The 17640-nt window shown below is 34.3% G+C and carries 17 protein-coding genes; 11 read left to right on the top strand and 6 right to left on the bottom strand.

Annotation, left to right across the window (positions count from 1 at the left end; translation table 11 throughout):
- Positions 1-3: 3 nt before the first annotated feature.
- The 5 genes from ACNQGB_RS10435 to ACNQGB_RS10415 all read left to right on the top strand — a co-directional run bounded on the left by ACNQGB_RS10435 (position 4) and on the right by ACNQGB_RS10415 (position 4636).
- Complete coding sequence (locus ACNQGB_RS10435) at positions 4-903, top strand: ParB/RepB/Spo0J family partition protein (RefSeq protein ID WP_417944089.1); 900 nt, start codon at positions 4-6, stop codon at positions 901-903.
- Positions 903-1460 (top strand): DUF5683 domain-containing protein, encoded by a 558-nt coding sequence (locus ACNQGB_RS10430; RefSeq protein WP_417944088.1) that lies wholly within the window; start codon positions 903-905, stop codon positions 1458-1460. The genes ACNQGB_RS10435 and ACNQGB_RS10430 overlap by 1 nt, the downstream gene beginning before the upstream one ends.
- A gap of 56 nt (positions 1461-1516) precedes the next feature.
- On the top strand, positions 1517-2248 hold the full coding sequence (gene dapB / locus ACNQGB_RS10425) for a 4-hydroxy-tetrahydrodipicolinate reductase (protein ID WP_417944087.1): 732 nt from the start codon (positions 1517-1519) through the stop codon (positions 2246-2248).
- 85 nt (positions 2249-2333) lie between these two features.
- Positions 2334-3920, top strand: coding sequence for a signal peptidase I (gene lepB / locus ACNQGB_RS10420; RefSeq protein ID WP_417944086.1), 1587 nt, complete (start codon positions 2334-2336; stop codon positions 3918-3920).
- A gap of 89 nt (positions 3921-4009) precedes the next feature.
- Entirely contained in the window at positions 4010-4636 is a 627-nt protein-coding gene (locus ACNQGB_RS10415) for a WbqC family protein (protein ID WP_417944085.1), read from the top strand.
- A 15-nt stretch (positions 4637-4651) separates the two neighbouring features.
- Here the strand turns inward: ACNQGB_RS10415 and ACNQGB_RS10410 are convergent, their stop codons facing one another.
- The 6 genes from ACNQGB_RS10410 to ACNQGB_RS10385 all read right to left on the bottom strand — a co-directional run bounded on the left by ACNQGB_RS10410 (position 4652) and on the right by ACNQGB_RS10385 (position 10869).
- Positions 4652-5698, bottom strand: a complete 1047-nt coding sequence (locus ACNQGB_RS10410; protein ID WP_417944084.1) for an endonuclease/exonuclease/phosphatase family protein — start codon at positions 5696-5698, stop codon at positions 4652-4654.
- Positions 5699-5741: 43 nt separating this feature from the next.
- Positions 5742-6611 carry a rhomboid family intramembrane serine protease gene (locus tag ACNQGB_RS10405; protein WP_417944083.1) on the bottom strand — a complete coding sequence of 290 codons (870 nt, stop codon included), beginning with the start codon at positions 6609-6611 and terminating at the stop codon, positions 5742-5744.
- Between the two features lie 53 nt (positions 6612-6664).
- A complete protein-coding gene (locus ACNQGB_RS10400) occupies positions 6665-7411 on the bottom strand; it encodes a rhomboid family intramembrane serine protease (RefSeq protein WP_417944082.1) in 747 nt (248 codons plus the stop codon).
- Positions 7408-9249: a DNA mismatch repair endonuclease MutL gene (mutL, locus tag ACNQGB_RS10395; RefSeq protein WP_417944081.1), complete on the bottom strand. Its 1842-nt coding sequence runs from the start codon at positions 9247-9249 to the stop codon at positions 7408-7410. The genes ACNQGB_RS10400 and mutL overlap by 4 nt, the downstream gene beginning before the upstream one ends.
- Positions 9250-9413: 164 nt before the next feature.
- A complete protein-coding gene (gene ribH, locus ACNQGB_RS10390) occupies positions 9414-9989 on the bottom strand; it encodes a 6,7-dimethyl-8-ribityllumazine synthase (protein ID WP_417944079.1) in 576 nt (191 codons plus the stop codon).
- A gap of 106 nt (positions 9990-10095) precedes the next feature.
- Positions 10096-10869 (bottom strand): tetratricopeptide repeat protein, encoded by a 774-nt coding sequence (locus ACNQGB_RS10385; protein WP_417944078.1) that lies wholly within the window; start codon positions 10867-10869, stop codon positions 10096-10098.
- Between the two features lie 231 nt (positions 10870-11100).
- Here ACNQGB_RS10385 and recF point away from each other — a divergent pair, with 231 nt between their 5' ends.
- The 6 genes from recF to murB all read left to right on the top strand — a co-directional run bounded on the left by recF (position 11101) and on the right by murB (position 17633).
- Positions 11101-12180, top strand: coding sequence for a DNA replication/repair protein RecF (gene recF, locus ACNQGB_RS10380; protein ID WP_417944077.1), 1080 nt, complete (start codon positions 11101-11103; stop codon positions 12178-12180).
- Positions 12181-12259: 79 nt separating this feature from the next.
- Positions 12260-12958 carry a thioredoxin domain-containing protein gene (locus ACNQGB_RS10375; protein WP_417944076.1) on the top strand — a complete coding sequence of 233 codons (699 nt, stop codon included), beginning with the start codon at positions 12260-12262 and terminating at the stop codon, positions 12956-12958.
- Positions 12959-12965: 7 nt separating this feature from the next.
- Positions 12966-13637 (top strand): DUF2461 domain-containing protein, encoded by a 672-nt coding sequence (locus ACNQGB_RS10370; protein WP_417944075.1) that lies wholly within the window; start codon positions 12966-12968, stop codon positions 13635-13637.
- A 15-nt stretch (positions 13638-13652) separates the two neighbouring features.
- A complete protein-coding gene (locus ACNQGB_RS10365; RefSeq protein ID WP_417944074.1) occupies positions 13653-14720 on the top strand; it encodes a glycosyltransferase in 1068 nt (355 codons plus the stop codon).
- 2 nt (positions 14721-14722) lie between these two features.
- On the top strand, positions 14723-16570 hold the full coding sequence (gene asnB / locus ACNQGB_RS10360) for an asparagine synthase (glutamine-hydrolyzing) (protein WP_472777110.1): 1848 nt from the start codon (positions 14723-14725) through the stop codon (positions 16568-16570).
- Positions 16571-16619: 49 nt separating this feature from the next.
- Entirely contained in the window at positions 16620-17633 is a 1014-nt protein-coding gene (gene murB / locus ACNQGB_RS10355) for a UDP-N-acetylmuramate dehydrogenase (RefSeq protein ID WP_417945682.1), read from the top strand.
- The last annotated feature ends 7 nt before the right edge of the window (positions 17634-17640 follow it).

Here is a 17640-nt window from a genome sequence, read left to right as displayed (position 1 = left end):
TTTATGGCACAAGCAATTAAAAAACAAGCCTTAGGAAGAGGATTATCTGCATTATTGAAAGATCCAGAAAACGATATCAAATCCGTAGACGACAAAAATGCTGATAAAGTTGTAGGGAATATTATTGAGCTTGAAATTACTGCAATTGAGATAAATCCGTTTCAACCAAGAAGCAATTTCAATGAAGAATCGCTACGAGAATTAGCCACATCGATTAAGGAATTAGGAGTTATTCAACCCATTACGGTTCGGAAATTAGAGTTTAATAAATACCAATTGATCTCTGGAGAACGCCGTCTTCGTGCTTCTACTTTGGTTGGCTTGACGACTGTTCCTGCTTATATTCGTATTGCAAATGATAACGAATCACTTGTCATGGCCTTGGTTGAAAATATTCAACGTCATGATTTAGATCCCATTGAAATTGCGCTTTCCTACCAACGCTTGATTGACGAAATTCAATTGACTCAAGAGCAAATGAGTGAGCGTGTTGGAAAAAAGCGTTCTACAATTGCGAATTACTTAAGACTTTTGAAACTAGATCCAATTATACAAACAGGTATCCGTGACGAATTCATTAGTATGGGTCATGGACGCGCCATCATTAATATTGAAGACCAAGAGGTACAAACTGATATTTATCAAAAAATTGTTAGTCAAAATCTATCTGTTCGCGATACCGAAACACTAGTAAAAAACTACCAAGAAAGTTTAAAACCTAAGCCTGCAGGCAAACCAAAAGCAGCTTCATTTGAAATTGCAGATGAACATAAAAGTACTTTTACAAACTACTTTGGAACCAAAGTCGATGTGAAAGTAGCTGGGAATGGCAAAGGAAAAATCACTATACCATTTCATTCTGAAGAGGATTTCAACAGAATTATTAAATTAATAAACGAATAGTGCATAAAATAATTTTCATAGGTCTATTCCTTTTATTCATTGGTAATACTGTTGTTTGTGCCCAAACAGAGCCAGCAAAACTTGTAGTTAAAGACACTTTGAAATCTAATGATATTGATCCTTTAACTCCTGCAAAGGCAGCATTTTACTCTGCCGTTTTACCTGGATTGGGTCAAGCTTACAATAAAAAATATTGGAAAATTCCTCTTGTTTACGGTGCTTTAGGTACTAGTATTTATTTTTATATTGACAATAATAAAAAATACCATCAATACCGAGACGCTTACAAAAGTAGACTTGAAGGATACACCACTGATGACTTAGCTTTTTTAGATAACAATCGATTGATTGCTGGACAAAAATTTTACCAAAGAAATCGCGATTTATCAGCCTTAGTCACCTTAGCATTTTATGCTCTGAATATCATTGATGCGAATGTCGATGCTGCATTAATACAATTCAATGTAGATGAAAACTTATCGATACGACCTGTTCTTTATCCCAATGATGTAACATTAAAGACTAATGTGGGACTAACATTTAATTATAATTTTTAGAGCGAAAGCAATTCGATGCTTCGTTGTCTAAAATTGAAACCATAATATACAATCAAATGAAAATTGCGCTTTTAGGATACGGTAAAATGGGTCAGGTAATTGAACGAATTGCACTGGAAAGAGGCCATGAAATCGTTTTGAAAAAAGACGAGAACAATACGTTTGAAGGCCTTTCTACCGCTGATGTAGCCATTGATTTTAGTGTTCCAACGGCTGCAGTAACTAATATTTCTAGTTGTTTTCATGCCAATGTTCCAGTGATTTCAGGAACTACAGGCTGGTTAGATCATTACGATGAAATGGTAGCACTATGCAAGGAAAAGAATGGCGGTTTTATTTCTAGTTCTAACTTTAGTTTAGGAGTGAATATTTTCTTTGAGCTTAATGCGTATTTGGCAAAAATGATGTCTAAATTCAAAAATTACTCTGTGACAATGGAGGAAATTCATCATACTCAAAAACTTGATGCTCCAAGTGGTACCGCAATTTCATTAGCCGAAGGTGTTATCCAAAATAGTTCATACACCAATTGGACATTAGAAAAACCAAAGGCAACCGACCCGAACGACAGCGAACAAGGTAAACAAATTCAAATCGAAGCGAAAAGAATAGGTACAGTTCCAGGAACCCACACGGTAACTTATAATTCTGAAGTAGATGCCATTGAAATCAAGCATACCGCACACAATCGTGAAGGATTTGCTTTAGGTGCCGTAATTGCAGCTGAATGGATTGTAGGCAAACAAGGTGTTTTTACAATGAAAGATGTATTAGAATTAGATGCATAAACTTTCATATCGATAGATTTTTAGAAATCATAAACCGTTCAAATTTTAGAAAAAACAAATAACTCGTTAATCAAATAAACATATTATGTCAATATATCAATGGTTTGTATTCTTTCTGCTGGTGCAAATAGTTCATTTTTTAGGAACATGGAAATTATATGAAAGTGCCGGAAGAAAACGTTGGGAAGCTGCAATTCCCGTATATAATGCAATAGTTTTGATGAAAATAATAGGTCGACCAACCTGGTGGACAATTTTACTTTTTATCCCTATTATTAATCTCATTATGTTTCCTGTAATTTGGGTAGAAACACTACGTAGTTTTGGAAAACGTTCAGGATTAGATACTTTTTTAGTACTAATAACTTTGGGATTTTATATTTATTACTTGAATTATGCTCAAAAATTAGAATACGTAGCAGATAGAAGTTTGGCACCTCACAACAAAACTGCTGATACTGTTAGTTCGTTACTTTTTGCAATTGTAGTAGCAACAATAGTTCATACCTATTTCATACAACCCTTTACCATTCCAACTTCTTCCTTGGAAAAATCATTACTAGTAGGTGACTTTTTATTTGTAAGTAAGATGAATTATGGCGCCAGAGTTCCTATGACTACTGTTGCTTTGCCTATGGTTCATGACTCTATTCCTTTGACAAAAAACAAATCTTACTTGACTTGGCCTCAATTGCCTTATATGAGACTGCCTGGAATTCAGAATATTGATCGTACGGACATTGTTGTTTTTAACTGGCCCGTAGATACAGTTTATAGGTTTTTTGACACTTCAAAAAGACGTGCTTTTAAACCAGTTGATAAAAAATCAAACTATGTAAAAAGATGTGTTGGAATTCCAGGAGATAACCTATCTATTAAAGACGGAATGGTATATATCGATGGTAAAATTTTACAATTACCAGAAAGAGCTAAACCCCAATTCTCTTACAAAGTAGCATTGGACGGTAAAACACCAATCGATTTTGAATATTTACTGAAAGAAATGGATGTTACCGATCCAGTGATGTTTACGGATCAAACCAAAAGAGATACCTTGTTTTTTAGTGCTTTGACAGATGCCAGCGCTGAAAGATTAAAAAATATACCCGGAATCACAGGAGTTACCAGACAGATAGCTACCGATATTGACCAAGCTAATAATGGAAAAGGGGTATTTCCACATATCAATAAGTGGAACAGTGATAATTACGGACCGATCTATGTTCCAGAAAAAGGGAAAACCGTTGCTTTGACAGTTGAAACCTTACCGTTTTACAAAATGATCATTACTGATTATGAAACTGCTGAAAATGGCGTTAAAAACGAAGTACAGGTAAATGGAACGGAAATAAAAATTAATGGTAAAGTAGTAAAAGAGTACACTTTTAAACAGAACTATTACTGGATGATGGGTGACAATCGTCACAACTCAGAAGACAGTCGTTATTGGGGATTTGTTCCTGAAAATCACATTGTAGGGAAGCCCATTTTTATTTGGCTAAGTTGGGATACGAATGGGAAAGGCTTGAATAAAATACGTTGGGATCGAGTGTTCACAACAGTTAGCGGCGACGGACAGCCACAATCCTATTTAAAATACTTCCTATTTGCTTTAGCAGCATTTTTCATAGGAGAATATTTTTGGAAAAAAAGAAAATTAGCTAAACAATAGTAAAAGTTTGAATGTCAGAAGTCATAAAGTCTATAGCCTATATAGCTTTATGACTTTTTACATTAAAATAATAATACATTACAACAAATATGAATATTCTCCTTCACCCAACTTACTTTCCATCAATTAGCCATTTTGCCGCCATGGTGCAATCAGAAAGCATCACCTTTGAAGTTGCCGATAATTTTCAGAAACAAACCAACCGCAACAGAGCTTATATTTATAGTCCAAATGGCATTCAGTTATTAAACATTCCTATAAAACATTCGAAAGAAAGTCATCCAAAAACGAAAGATATTAAAATTGAAACGGATTTTGATTGGCAAAAACAACACTTCAAATCACTGGAAGCAGCTTATAGAAGTTCTCCTTTTTTTGAATTTTTTGAAGACGATATCAGACCTATCTTCGAAAAAAAACATACCTTTTTAATAGACTTGAATTTTGAAGTTTTAGAAATTCTTTCCCACTGTTTTAGAATCAAACTAGATTACAAAACGACAACAGCATACATTCCAGAGGTTGATCCCACTATTATTATGGATTTTCGAACTTTAGTAAATGGAAAAAAAGATACTTCTTCTTTTGAAAGTTACACGCAGGTTTTTGATGACAAACATGGTTTTATCAACAATTTAAGTGTGTTAGATTTGCTGTTTAACGAAGGGAAATACGCGATGGATTATTTAAAAAACCAACGCTTTAGTATCAAATAAAAATCAGATTTGTGATCACTCCAGAGACAATCTGGCCATAATAGGAAAATGGTCTGAATTTATGAATTGTGGGAAGTTTTCAAATTTTTTCACTTTCATTTTTTCATCAGCAAAAATGTAATCAATTCTAGCTGGATAATATCGGAACTTATAGGTCTCTCCAAATCCTTTACCAGCTTCTTCAAAGCTATCTTTCAACTTCCCTTTGATACTACGGTACACATACGAATACGCACTGTTATTCATGTCACCACAAATAATCATAGGATAGATACATTTTATTTTATGCTCTTTAAAAATCTCTGCCTGCTGCTGCTGCTGCTTGAATGCTTTGCTTATACGTCTAAATAAAACTTGCGATTTCTGCTGATTCATAGCATCAATATTTTCGTCAATTTCATTCACATCAGGCGATATTTTAATGGATTGGATGTGCATGTTGTACACTCTGATAATGTCTTTTCCTTTCTTGACATCTGCAAAAACAACGTTGTTACTGGAATTTGGGAAAATGATATTTCCTTGGTCAATAATTGGAAATTTAGAAAAAATGGCTTGACCCGTTTTAATTTGGTTGCCTTCTGTAAAAATATATCGGTGCGGATACACTTTCAAATCAATATTTGCTGATGAAGAGTACTCCTGAATACACAAAATATCAGGATTCTTATCATTAATAAAGGTGAGAATATCAGCCGGTACATCGTCTCTTTCGATCCATTTAAACACATTAAAAAGGCGAACATTATAACTCATTACCGTAAAATCTTTTTCGGCTATTGGAAGTTCAAGAGAAGAGAATTTATAAAATTTATTTATAAAAGTAATCCCAATCAATAATACCAAACCCGAGACAATTAATTGCTTTTTAAATTGAAATGCCCAATAGACAAAAAACAACCCATTAAATATGAAAAAAAGCGGCATAAATAGCGTCAACACTGACAAAAGCGGGAAAGATTTGGGAGCCAAAAAAGGCAAAACATAGGCAATAAAGGTCACTATAGTCAGCACTATATTCAAAAAAAACATTCCTTTATTTAACCATGAAAGATTCCTCATTTTCTCTATTTTTTAAATTAAAGTATTCAAAACTTTCGTATTATTATTTACCTACTTTAAATAAGAATTCTTTTTCCTCACTGCTCAAGCTATCATAACCAGATTGGCTAATTTTATCCAAAATCTCATCAATTTGTTGCTGTGATTTATCTTTTGTAACGATTTTTGAAACTGACTTTACCTCTGGCCGGCTGTAATTTTTGTGAACTTTTTTGAAAGGTGTTCTCGGATTTTTTTGGAACAAATTAGTAAAAAAATCAATAAAGCGAGATACAGCGGTACTTAAATCAGTTCCATTCTGAAGCAATTTAATAAAAATAAATCCAAACAGAGCTCCAGCTAGATGAGAAATGTGTCCGCCCATATTTTCAGATCGCAATTGCATCAAATCGATAACAAGAATAACAGCTGTAACATGCCATAACTTGACATTTCCAATGATCAATAACCTCAGATCCATCAACGGATAATAGGTTGTTGTAGCAACTAAAATAGCCATAATAGCTGCTGATGCTCCCACAATAGGTGCATTTATATTCAGCAAATAAAAGATCAGAACATAACTAATCCCTGCAAAAATAGCGCTTAATACATACAACCCAAACAATTGCTTGGATGTAAAATAGGTCATAAACAATCTGCCTGAAAAATTCAGAACAATCATGTTAAAAATGATGTGCATGATGCCGCTATGAAAAAAAGAATACGAAAGCAATGACCATGGTTTCCAGAGTAATAGCGCCCCATTAGATGATAAACTCACATAATTAAGGTAATCAATATTGATGCCCAGCAAAGATAAAAGCTCAAAAAACAACCACGGAATCACAAACAAAGCCACATTCCAAAAGATTAGCCGAGTCACTATCCCTCCTATCTTGTATTGTACTTTCAAGTCATCAATAATATTCATATATTTTTAATATTTGGTAGCCGATTTTAATTGTCTAAAAAAACTATTTTATTTTAATTCCAACGGTTTTGATTGAACTGATTTTTCTTCCAATACCACATAATAATAAATCCAAACAAAGCACCACCAACGTGAGCAAAATGGGCTATTCCTCCACCTCCAAAAATAGATTTTCCAGAAATACCTAAATATAAATCAACTAATACTAAGCCGGGTACAAAATATTTTGCTTTTATTGGTACAGGAATAAACATCAAAGCCAATTCTGCATTAGGAAACATAAAAGCAAATGCTACAATTATCCCATAAATAGCTCCCGATGCACCAACTGCGGTACCCGCAAAAGCACTAGTAAAGTTTTGAAAATCTCCAGCTGCTATAAATTGCTGCCATCTAGTATCAATTTTACCCTCGTTCAATAATTGTAAAATATCTTGTTTAGGAAATCCATTAGCGATTAGCGTATTCACGCCCTCTTGAAAATAGTAATAATTGACACCCGTATGCAACAAAGCAGCGCCTAATCCGCAGGAAATATAGAAAAATAAAAATTTCTTGCTTCCCCAGATTTGTTCTAATGCTGAGCCAAAAGAGTACAACGCAAACATATTGAAAAAAATATGCATAAACCCTCCATGCATGAACATGTGTGTAATAGGTTGCCACAATTGAAAGTCTTTATTTTCAGGAAAATATAAGGCTAATATTTTATATGCCACATCACCTATTACCAGTGTACCTACAAAAAAAAGTACATTTATAATTATTAATTGTTTTACTGTCTCAGTTACGTTTCTCATAATGCAAATTTTTTATCTAAATCTTCCACACGCATCGTGATGAAAGTGGGTTTATGAAATGGGGAAACATTGGGGTCTTTGCAAGCAAAAAGTCCGTTGACCAAGTTCTCCTGTTCTTTTTCGGTTAAGTGTGTTCCAGTTTTTACCGCTAAACTTTTGGCCATAGATTTGGCAATTGTATCGTTTTGACTAAAGCTACTCTCTGGAATTCCATCCTGCAAATCGCTTAATAATTGTTCTAAAACCAGTGACACTTCGCTTTCCGTTACATTCACTGGAATTCCTGAAATAACAACATGATCGGTGTTGTTTTCTTCGAAGACAAATCCAGTATTCATTAATGATAATTGTAATTCACCGATGAGTTCCATTTCGCTCGACGAAAAAAACAGATTCAAAGGAAATAACAGTTGCTGGCTAGATGCCTGATTCACCGTCATATTTACTAAAAACTGCTCATACAAAACCCGTTGATGCGCCCGTTGCTGATCTACAATTACCATTCCTGATTTGATTGAAGAAACAATGTATTTTTTATGAATTTGATACGTTTTATGAACAGAATGTTCTACTTCTTCGTCATTAAATAAAGAAGAAGTCACTTCTTCATTTTCAAAAGTCATCTGTCCTATTTCGTCCGTATCTTGTTTTAAACCTACGTATAAACTTTCCCAATTAGATGTTGGCTCTGGTTTTCTATAACTGGAAAATTGCTTACTGGGTTTATCCTCAGCAAAAGGATTGAAATTACCATCTACCTGAATTGTTGGCGTAGCACCTTCTAAATCTTTATAATGATATGGCGTGTCCAGATTAGCATCGCGGTCAAAATCTAAAACGGGAGCTACATTAAACTGTCCTAAACTATGTTTTATGGAAGCTCTTAAAATAGCGTATAAGGCATGTTCATCATCAAACTTAATCTCCGTTTTAGTAGGATGAATATTTATATCTATTGTGTTTGGAGGCACCGATAAATATAGAAAATAACTGGGCTGTGCACCGTCTTTTAAGATTCCGTCATAGGCAGCCATAACCGCATGATGTAAATAACCACTTTTAATAAAACGATCATTGACAAAGAAAAACTGTTCGCCCCGATTTTTCTTTGCAAATTCTGGTTTGCTAACAAATCCCTGAATGGTAACTATTTCTGTTTCTTCCTGAACCGGTACTAATTTTTCATTGGTTTTGCCCGTAAAAATAGTAACAATACGTTGGCGTAAAGTTGAAGCCGGCAAATTGAACATTTCACTTCCATTGTGGTAAAAGGTGAAATGTATTTGTGGGTGAGCCAAAGCTACGCGTTGAAATTCATCAATAATATGGCGGTATTCCACCGTATCCGACTTTAAGAAATTACGCCGCGCTGGAATATTAAAAAATAAATTTTTGACAGCAAACGAGGTTCCTTTGGGCAAAACGGCAACGTCCTGAGATACAAATTTACTACCTTCAATAATAATATGGGTTCCAAGTTCTTCTTGTTCTTGCTTGGTTTTCATTTCTACATGAGATATAGCCGCAATAGAGGCTAAAGCTTCTCCACGAAACCCTTTGGTATGCAACGAAAACAAATCTTCGGCTTGACGAATCTTGGAAGTGGCATGGCGTTCAAAACACAAACGCGCATCAGTAACATTCATTCCCAAACCATTATCAATTACTTGCACTAAGGCTTTTCCGGCATCTTTAATAATTAATTTAATATCCGTCGCTCGTGCATCAACTGCATTTTCAAGCAACTCTTTGACCACTGAAGCAGGTCTTTGAACCACTTCACCAGCAGCAATTTGATTGGCAACATGATCAGGAAGTAATTGTATTATACTCGACATTAAAAAATTTAGGTTTAAAGTTTAAGGTTTAAAGTTTTTTAAAACCAAGAAATACAAATTTAATGAATTTCTATTTGGAATAATAGCTTAATCATTTTAAAAAAAACAAAAAACCTATACTGTTTAAGATAACAGTATAGGTTCATTAAGTAGTATGTTTAAAACTATTCTTTCAATTCTAAAGGTCCACCCTCATCCAACTGGAGTGCACCAGCAGACAGTAAGTGTTGATTATCAACTTGATGAGACAAAGAAGCTTGTTGACGAATATAAGCCATTTTTATAGCGGCAATTGCGGCCTCAGTTCCTTTATTTCCATGAATTCCTCCACTTCTATCAATAGATTGTTGCATGGTATTATCTGTTAAGACACAAAAAATAACTGGAATATCCGTTTGAACATTCAAGTCTTTTATGCCTTGCGCTACGCCTTCACACACAAAATCAAAATGTTTGGTTTGCCCTTGAATGACGCATCCAATAGCGATTACAGCATCTACGTTTTGTGTTTGCAACATTTTCTTGGAACCGTAAATCAACTCAAAACTTCCCGGAACATTCCAACGAATAATATGCTGAGCAGGAACTTGGTTTTCTAAAAGGGCTTCAAAGGCGCCTTTAAACAGACCTTCTGTTATGGAATCATTCCATTCTGAAACAACAATCCCAAAGCGAAAATTTTTTGCGTTTGGGATTGAATTTTTATCGTAATCGGATAAGTTTTTATTTTCGGTAGCCATTTGCTTTTAGTATTTTGATTATAGAATTTTGATTTCAGATCTTAAAGATAGTATTTTGAAATCAAAAATATCCAATCTTAAATCACCAATCTTGTATCATTGTTTACTATTGTGCTAATCCTATCAAAACATCAACTGAAGCAGCCTCTGGAGTTCCTTCAAAATTGTCTTTAATGTCTGTGAAATATTTTAATGCATCCGCTTTGTTCCCTAAAGCTAAAGCTACTTTTCCAGCTTTTAATAGAAAACGTGGTGTTGTAAAATCATTTTTATTAGACTCAGCCGCTTTTACATAATTCTCTAAAGCTTCTTGAGGTTGATTTTTTTGAGAATATGCATCTCCTATAGCTCCTTTTGCCAAAGCGCTTAAAACAATATCATCTGATTTAAATTTACTTAAATAATCAATTGCTTCATTATATTTCCCTGTGTTCAAATAAGCAATTCCAGCATAATAATTAGCTAAATTTCCTGCATCTGTACCAGAATATTCATCGGCAATTTTTAAGAATCCAAATTTACCTTCTGAACCATTAAGCGATAACTTATACAAAGAGTCACTTGCTACGCCATCAGTTGCTTTTTGGAAATTTTGTTGTGCTACAAACATTTCATTAGCTGCTTCCTCTTGTTGAGGAGCCGCAACAAATCTCTGGTATCCTAAATATCCAATTGTAAAAATTGCAGCAGCAGCAACTAAACCAATAATCACTTTTTGATTTTTAGCAACCCAATCCTCAGTTCTTGAAGCTGTTTCATCTAATTTAGAAAAAACTTCAGCTGTCGTGCTGTCTTTATCGTCAATGATTACTGCTTCAACTCCTTCGTTTACCTCTTTTTCTTTTGGTGTTTTATATCCTCTTTTATTATAAGTAGCCATTTATTTTAATTTAGTGAGTCGCAAAAATAAAATTTTTATTCAAACCCACGCAAAAAATATGCTTTAATATTAAAAAAAAATATAGCCAAACAATCTTTCTGGGCCAAGCCAAAATAATTTTCATAGAAAAAATAGAAAAGTACTTTATATGGATATTTTTCAATAATTTGCACCCGCTTTGAAAAAGTCCTCAAATAATATCAAAGTTCCCCATAACAGTAAGCTTTTTCCATGTATCTAAAAAAAATTTCATTATTCAATTACAAGAATTTTTCAGAAGCAAATTTTGATTTTGACAGTAAGATAAATTGTTTTGTGGGCAAAAATGGAATTGGAAAAACAAATGTGCTAGATGCCATATACCATTTATCTTACGGGAAAAGTTATTTCAATCCGCTAGCGGTTCAAAATATTAAACACGGTGAAGAATTCTTTGTAATTGATGCTGAATTCGAAAAAAACGAAAGAAATGAACAAATTCTTTGCAGTTTAAAAAAGGGGCAAAAAAAAATCTTGAAACGCAACGGCAAGGCTTACGACAAGTTCTCTGATCACATTGGCTTTATTCCTTTAGTTATCATTTCTCCTGCTGACAGGGATTTAATCGTGGAAGGAAGCGAAACCAGAAGAAAATTCATGGACAGCGTGATTTCCCAACTGGATTCCCATTATTTACAGCAACTCATTCAATATCAAAAAGTAATGAGCCAACGCAATGCTTTATTGAAATATTTTGTATTGAATCATGTTTTTGATACCGATACACTCTCTATATATAATGAGCAACTTAACGGTTTTGGAGACTATATTTTCGAAAAAAGGAAAGAATTTATCGGTCAGTTTATCCCTATTTTCAACGCGCATCATCAAGCTATAACGGGTTCACAAGAAACGGTTCAATTGGTATATGAAAGTCATTTATACGAAAAAGACTTATTGACTTTATTACAGGAAAACATTAATAAAGACAGAGCTTTACATTACACAAGTGTAGGAATTCACAAAGACGATTTAGCATTTGAAATTGATCAACATCCAATTAAAAAATTTGGCTCCCAAGGACAGCAAAAATCGTTTCTAATCGCCTTGAAACTGGCTCAATTTGAGTTTCTAAAAAAACAAAGTGGAGTAAAACCCATTTTACTTTTTGATGACATCTTTGATAAATTAGATGAAAGTCGGGTGGCAAAAATTATCGAAATGGTCAACAGCGATACTTTTGGGCAACTTTTTATTTCAGATACCCATCCAGAACGTACAGAAGCTATTGTAAAATCGACGCATCAGACGTATAAAATTTTTAATTTATAACTTTTATTTAGTACCTCATTACATTCAAAAAATTGAAAAATTACCTAATTTAGCGTATTCAATTTTAAACATCACTACAATGAAATTCCCTTCTATATGCTTAGCAATCTTACTTTTTGTGGTTTTTTCCTGCCAAGGACAAAATTCGGAGGCAATCAAAACAATTGATGCAAAAGCCTTTGCAGAAAAAATTTCAATAACACCAAAACAACAAATTCTGGATGTGCGAACTCCTGACGAATTCACTTCTGACCATATTGAAAATGCCAAAAATATAAATTGGCTTGGAAGTACTTTTATTTCCGATGTAGAAAAAATGGACAAATCAGTACCCGTTTTTGTATATTGTAAAAGCGGCGGAAGAAGCCAAAAAGCAGCTGAAAAACTAAATGAATTAGGCTTTACAAGCATCTATCAGCTAGAAGGTGGCATACTAAAATGGGAGGCTGCAGGTCTTTCTAAACCCAGTAACAAAAAAATAGGGCTTTCCCTTCCAGAATATGATAAGCTGTTACAATCTGATAAAAAAGTCTTAATTAATTTTTATGCAGAATGGTGCGCACCATGCAAAATAATGACACCTTACATTTTACAGATGCAAAAAGATTTAGGTGAGGAAATAGTAATCATTCGACTGGATGCCGACAAAAACAAAACCGTTATGGCAGCCTTAAAAATCAGTGAACTGCCTACCTTATTATTATATGACCATGCAACAGTAACATGGAAACATTCTGGATTTATTAGCGAAGCAGATTTAAAAAAACAACTACAATAGGCCAACTATGCTTTCAAAAGATACACTACAATTTTTAGATGACTTAAAAGCCAATAACAATCGCGATTGGTTTTTGGATAATAAAAAACGCTACGAAGCTTTCAAGAAAGATTACCAACTCTTAGTAGCTGATTTATTGGATGCCATGAAACCTCTAGATCCTTCATTGGAAATGCTCGAAGTAAAAAATTGTACCTTTAGAATCAATCGTGACATTCGGTTTTCTAAGGACAAGACTCTATATAAATCGCATTTAGGCATTTGGCTTTCCTCTGGGGCAAAAGGCTTGAATCGCTCGGGGTATTACATTCATTTAGAAAATGGATCCAGCTTTATAGCTGGTGGCTTGTATTGTCCTGAAGCCAATGATTTAAAAAAAATGCGCAAGGAAATTGCTTATTTCCACGAAGATTTGGAAGCAATTCTAAACGAGAAAGAGTTTAAAAAAGAGTTCAATGACTTTGATCGAGATGAAAAAAATACGCTAAAAAATCCGCCAAGAGGCTACGAAAAAGAACATCCCGCTATCGATTTATTAAAATTAAAAAGCTTTGAGTCCTCTCAGAAAATTAATTTTTCAACAGCTGGAACAAAAGATTTCGTTACTACTGTAAGTAAAAAATTAATCCTTTTAAAACCGCTAAATGACTTTATCAACAGAGCGTTAACGTCTGATTAATAATAGTTTACACTGATGGTAAAAAAGAAAATACTCTTTCTAGGAGAAAACGACAGGGCCGACGCCATCACTTGGATGGATGGCCTTAAGGAATTTGGTGGTTTTGAAATTGTTACTTGGGAATTAAAAACGCCAAGTAATTGCATTCATAACCGAATTTTAAGGATTTTCGAATTTAAATTGGCTATTTTTAAAATCAGGAAAATAATAAAAGCACAAAGACCAGATATGGTAATTGCAGAACGAACAACCAGTTATGGTTTTCTTGCAGCATTATCTGGCGTAAAACCAGTTGCCATTGCACAACAAGGCATAACTGATTTATGGCCTGAAAAATCGATTTCATTACCGTTAAAAAAATTGCTGCAATACTATGCGTTCAAAAAAGCAGATTTAATTCATGCTTGGGGACCGGTAATGACCATTTCAATGGCAGATGCCAATGTAGATATGAATAAAGTTTTGGTTTTACCAAAAGGAATTGATCTGGTTAAATTTAACAATCAAAACACCGCCAATCCTGAAAAAATTTGTGCCATTATCACGCGCTCTCTATTATCAGAATACCGCCATGATATTATCTTAAAATCATTTGCCATTTTAAACCAAAAAGGAATTGATTTCGTACTTACCATAATAGGGGACGGAACACAACTTTCTAAATTAAAAGATTTAGCAAAAGATTTAGACATCGAAAATAAAGTAAACTTTACAGGAAGAATTCCAAATACTGAATTACCAAAACTGTTACAAGAATCTAATATTTACATTAGTATGCCCATCACTGAAGGAGTTTCGGCTTCTTTATTTGAAGCAATGGCTACTAATTGCTACCCAATTGTAACCGATATTTTGGGAAATCAAAGTTGGATTACACACCGCAAAAACGGACAATTAGTTACAGTTGACGATTTTGAGATGCTTGCAGAAGAACTAATTTGGGCCTTTGAAAACGAAAAATACCGCAAACAAGCTGTAGCAAACAATCGATTATTTTTAGAAAAAAATGCTGATTACTCCATAAATATGAAAGTTATTGCCAACATATACCACCAATTAATTAACACCAATAGCCCCAATTAACTATGTGTGGCATTAATGGAATTTTACATTTACAAACCCAGAAAAAAGTTGATGAACGTATTTTAACAAAAATGCGAGATTCTCTAGAGCATCGCGGACCAGACGACAAAGGGATTTTTATAGAAAAAAACATTGGATTTGGCCACAGACGACTTTCAATTTTAGATATTTCATCATCAGGACACCAACCTTTTCTCTCCGAAAACGGTCGGTATGTGATGACTTACAATGGTGAAATCTACAATTTTAAAGAATTTTATCCCGAGTTAAAAAGTAGTGGATTTGATATTAAAACCACTTCGGATACCGAAGTTTTAATGAAATTATTTCAATTGCATGGTGTAAAAATGCTCAACCGCCTCAACGGTATGTTTGCGGTTGCTATTTGGGATAAATTAGAAAAAAAGCTAACTCTTGTTCGGGATAGAATGGGTGTCAAGCCTTTGTACTATTCTTTTCACAACGAAACATTTTATTTTGCCTCCGAACAAAAAGCACTTTTCACGGCTGGAGTTCCACTCAAAATGGCGCAAGATGGACTGGAAGAGTATATTTTTAACCGATTTGTTGCTGGAGAAAACACGCTATATCAAAACGTAAAAAAAGTATTACCCGGACACGTCATGACCATTCACGAAGATGGAAAAACCACCGCAGAAAAATGGTGGGATCTTAAAACAGAAATTCAAAACCAACCTAAAATAAAAAATCCGGTAGAATGGTTTCGAGAAACGTTTGATGATTCTGTAAAAATGCGAATGGTGAGCGAGGTTCCTGTAGGTGTTATGCTCAGCGGCGGACTGGACTCCTCCTCGATATTGGCTTCATTGCACCATCAAAAATACAAAGATATACAAACCTTTAATATTGGTTTTAGAGAGAAAGAACACAACGAAGCACATTTGGCTAAAATGATGGCAGAGAAATTCAATTATGGATTTAAAACCATGCAATTAGAAGACAAAAATCTTTATGACCAATTAATAAATGCTACTTATTTTCAGGATGAGCCCGTCATGCATTTAAGTGAGCCGCATCTTTTAGCGCTTTCACAAATGGCAAAACCTGCTGTAAAAGTGTTACTTTCTGGTGAAGGTGCCGATGAGTTGATGGGCGGTTATACGCGCTACAAAGCCTTACAACATCCATCTCTTCTACATGTGATTACCCTACTTTGCAATTTCGATTTGTTTGTAAAAAAACCACTGCACAATAAACTGTTGCGTTTTGCTCAAATTCAAAAAAAATCAGATCTCGTTTTATTTAATGGTTCGAATATTTACCCTAAGGATATTGCAACCACTTTTGGGATAGAAGAAACACCCACAAACGAATACCGAAAAAAAATATACGAAGAAGCAAAATCATTGTATCCAAATAATCTTCGGCGACAAGCACTTTACTTTGACCAACATACTTATTTATGCTCCCTTTTAGACAGGAATGATCGTTGTACCATGGGCGCATCGATAGAATGTAGAGAACCATTCTTGGACCCGAGGTTAATTGTTGGATTAGGTTCATTAGAGGATAAATTACTTTTTACAGGAATAAAAGGAAAATTCATCCTAAGAAACGCCATGCAAGACCGTTTGCCAGATGAAATTTTAAAATTCAGAAAAGTAGGATTGAGCGCACCTTGGGGTGATTACCTCACAAAAAGTCCTGCTTTTAAAGACGAATTAGATTCTTTCTCGAAAAGTGATTTATTTCAAATACCTTATTTTGAACACATCAACATTCAAAAATTGGTACGTAAATTACAGCACGGTGACACACAGATGACACCCTATATTATGCCTCTGTTTATGATGCATATCTGGATGAAAACCTATGCAACTAAATTTTAATGCTTACTTTTGGCGCAGCACAGAACAATTCAAAAAAGCCCTCTCTTTTATGGAAATAGTACCTAATTTCTCTTTAAAAAAACACAATACTTTTGGCATTGAAGCCAAAGCAAAACAATTCGTTGCTGTTCATTCTGTAAACGATTTGAAAACGATTTTACAGGAAAACAAAGCGCAACAAAAATTTATTTTAGGTGGTGGAAGTAACATGCTTTTGACCAAAGACATTGATGCATTAGTGATTCATATCGATTTGAAAGGAAAGAGAATAATTGAAGAAAACGAAGATTTTGTTTGGGTCGAAAGTCAGGCTGGCGAAAGTTGGCATGAATTTGTACTGTGGACTATCGATCAAAATTTTGGCGGTTTAGAAAACATGTCACTCATTCCAGGAAATGTGGGAACTACGCCAGTCCAAAACATTGGTGCTTACGGAACCGAAATAAAAGACACTTTTGTTTCCTGCGAGGCAATGGCAATAGAAAGTCTGGATATGAAAACGTTCACAAAAAACGAATGCCATTTTGGATACCGAGAAAGCGTTTTTAAAAACGAAGCAAAAAATCAATACATCATCACATCGGTTGTTTTTAAATTAACAAAAATCAATCATAAAATCAACACTTCTTATGGAGATATTTCGGGAGAACTAGCGAAAAATAACATCTCGAATCCAACATTAAAGGACGTCAGTAATGCCGTGATTAGTATACGTCAAAGTAAATTGCCAGATCCTAAAGAATTGGGAAACAGTGGTAGTTTTTTTAAAAATCCAATTTTATTAAAATCAGATTTCGAAAAAATACACCAGCAATTTCCTGAAATGAAATACTTTGACATTTCGGAAACCGAAGTAAAAGTTCCTGCAGGATGGCTTATAGAACAAACTGGTTTTAAAGGAAAGCGTTTTGGTGACGCCGGAATACACAAAAATCAGGCTTTGGTTTTAGTAAACTATGGCGCTGCAACAGGACAAGAAATTTTGAATGTTTCAAGGGATATTCAAGAGACCGTTTTCAAAACTTTTGGTATTCATATTGAGGCCGAGGTTAATGTGATTTAGATTTCAG

The organism is Flavobacterium frigidum (assembly GCF_048286795.2).
This window is presented reverse-complemented; position numbering and strand designations above follow the sequence as displayed.

Excerpts from the sequence above, each read along its gene's own strand:
- ACNQGB_RS10385 (WP_417944078.1), bottom strand. The coding sequence starts at position 10,869 with ATGGCTACTTATAATAAAAGAGGATATAAAACACCAAAAGAAAAAGAG.
- dapB (WP_417944087.1), top strand. The coding sequence starts at position 1,517 with ATGAAAATTGCGCTTTTAGGATACGGTAAAATGGGTCAGGTAATTGAA.
- ACNQGB_RS10405 (WP_417944083.1), bottom strand. The coding sequence starts at position 6,611 with ATGAATATTATTGATGACTTGAAAGTACAATACAAGATAGGAGGGATA.
- ACNQGB_RS10410 (WP_417944084.1), bottom strand. The coding sequence starts at position 5,698 with ATGAGGAATCTTTCATGGTTAAATAAAGGAATGTTTTTTTTGAATATA.
- murB (WP_417945682.1), top strand. The coding sequence starts at position 16,620 with ATGGAAATAGTACCTAATTTCTCTTTAAAAAAACACAATACTTTTGGC.
- lepB (WP_417944086.1), top strand. The coding sequence starts at position 2,334 with ATGTCAATATATCAATGGTTTGTATTCTTTCTGCTGGTGCAAATAGTT.
- recF (WP_417944077.1), top strand. The coding sequence starts at position 11,101 with ATGTATCTAAAAAAAATTTCATTATTCAATTACAAGAATTTTTCAGAA.
- ACNQGB_RS10400 (WP_417944082.1), bottom strand. The coding sequence starts at position 7,411 with ATGAGAAACGTAACTGAGACAGTAAAACAATTAATAATTATAAATGTA.
- ACNQGB_RS10365 (WP_417944074.1), top strand. The coding sequence starts at position 13,653 with ATGGTAAAAAAGAAAATACTCTTTCTAGGAGAAAACGACAGGGCCGAC.
- ribH (WP_417944079.1), bottom strand. The coding sequence starts at position 9,989 with ATGGCTACCGAAAATAAAAACTTATCCGATTACGATAAAAATTCAATC.
- ACNQGB_RS10370 (WP_417944075.1), top strand. The coding sequence starts at position 12,966 with ATGCTTTCAAAAGATACACTACAATTTTTAGATGACTTAAAAGCCAAT.
- ACNQGB_RS10375 (WP_417944076.1), top strand. The coding sequence starts at position 12,260 with ATGAAATTCCCTTCTATATGCTTAGCAATCTTACTTTTTGTGGTTTTT.
- ACNQGB_RS10415 (WP_417944085.1), top strand. The coding sequence starts at position 4,010 with ATGAATATTCTCCTTCACCCAACTTACTTTCCATCAATTAGCCATTTT.
- ACNQGB_RS10435 (WP_417944089.1), top strand. The coding sequence starts at position 4 with ATGGCACAAGCAATTAAAAAACAAGCCTTAGGAAGAGGATTATCTGCA.
- asnB (WP_472777110.1), top strand. The coding sequence starts at position 14,723 with ATGTGTGGCATTAATGGAATTTTACATTTACAAACCCAGAAAAAAGTT.
- mutL (WP_417944081.1), bottom strand. The coding sequence starts at position 9,249 with ATGTCGAGTATAATACAATTACTTCCTGATCATGTTGCCAATCAAATT.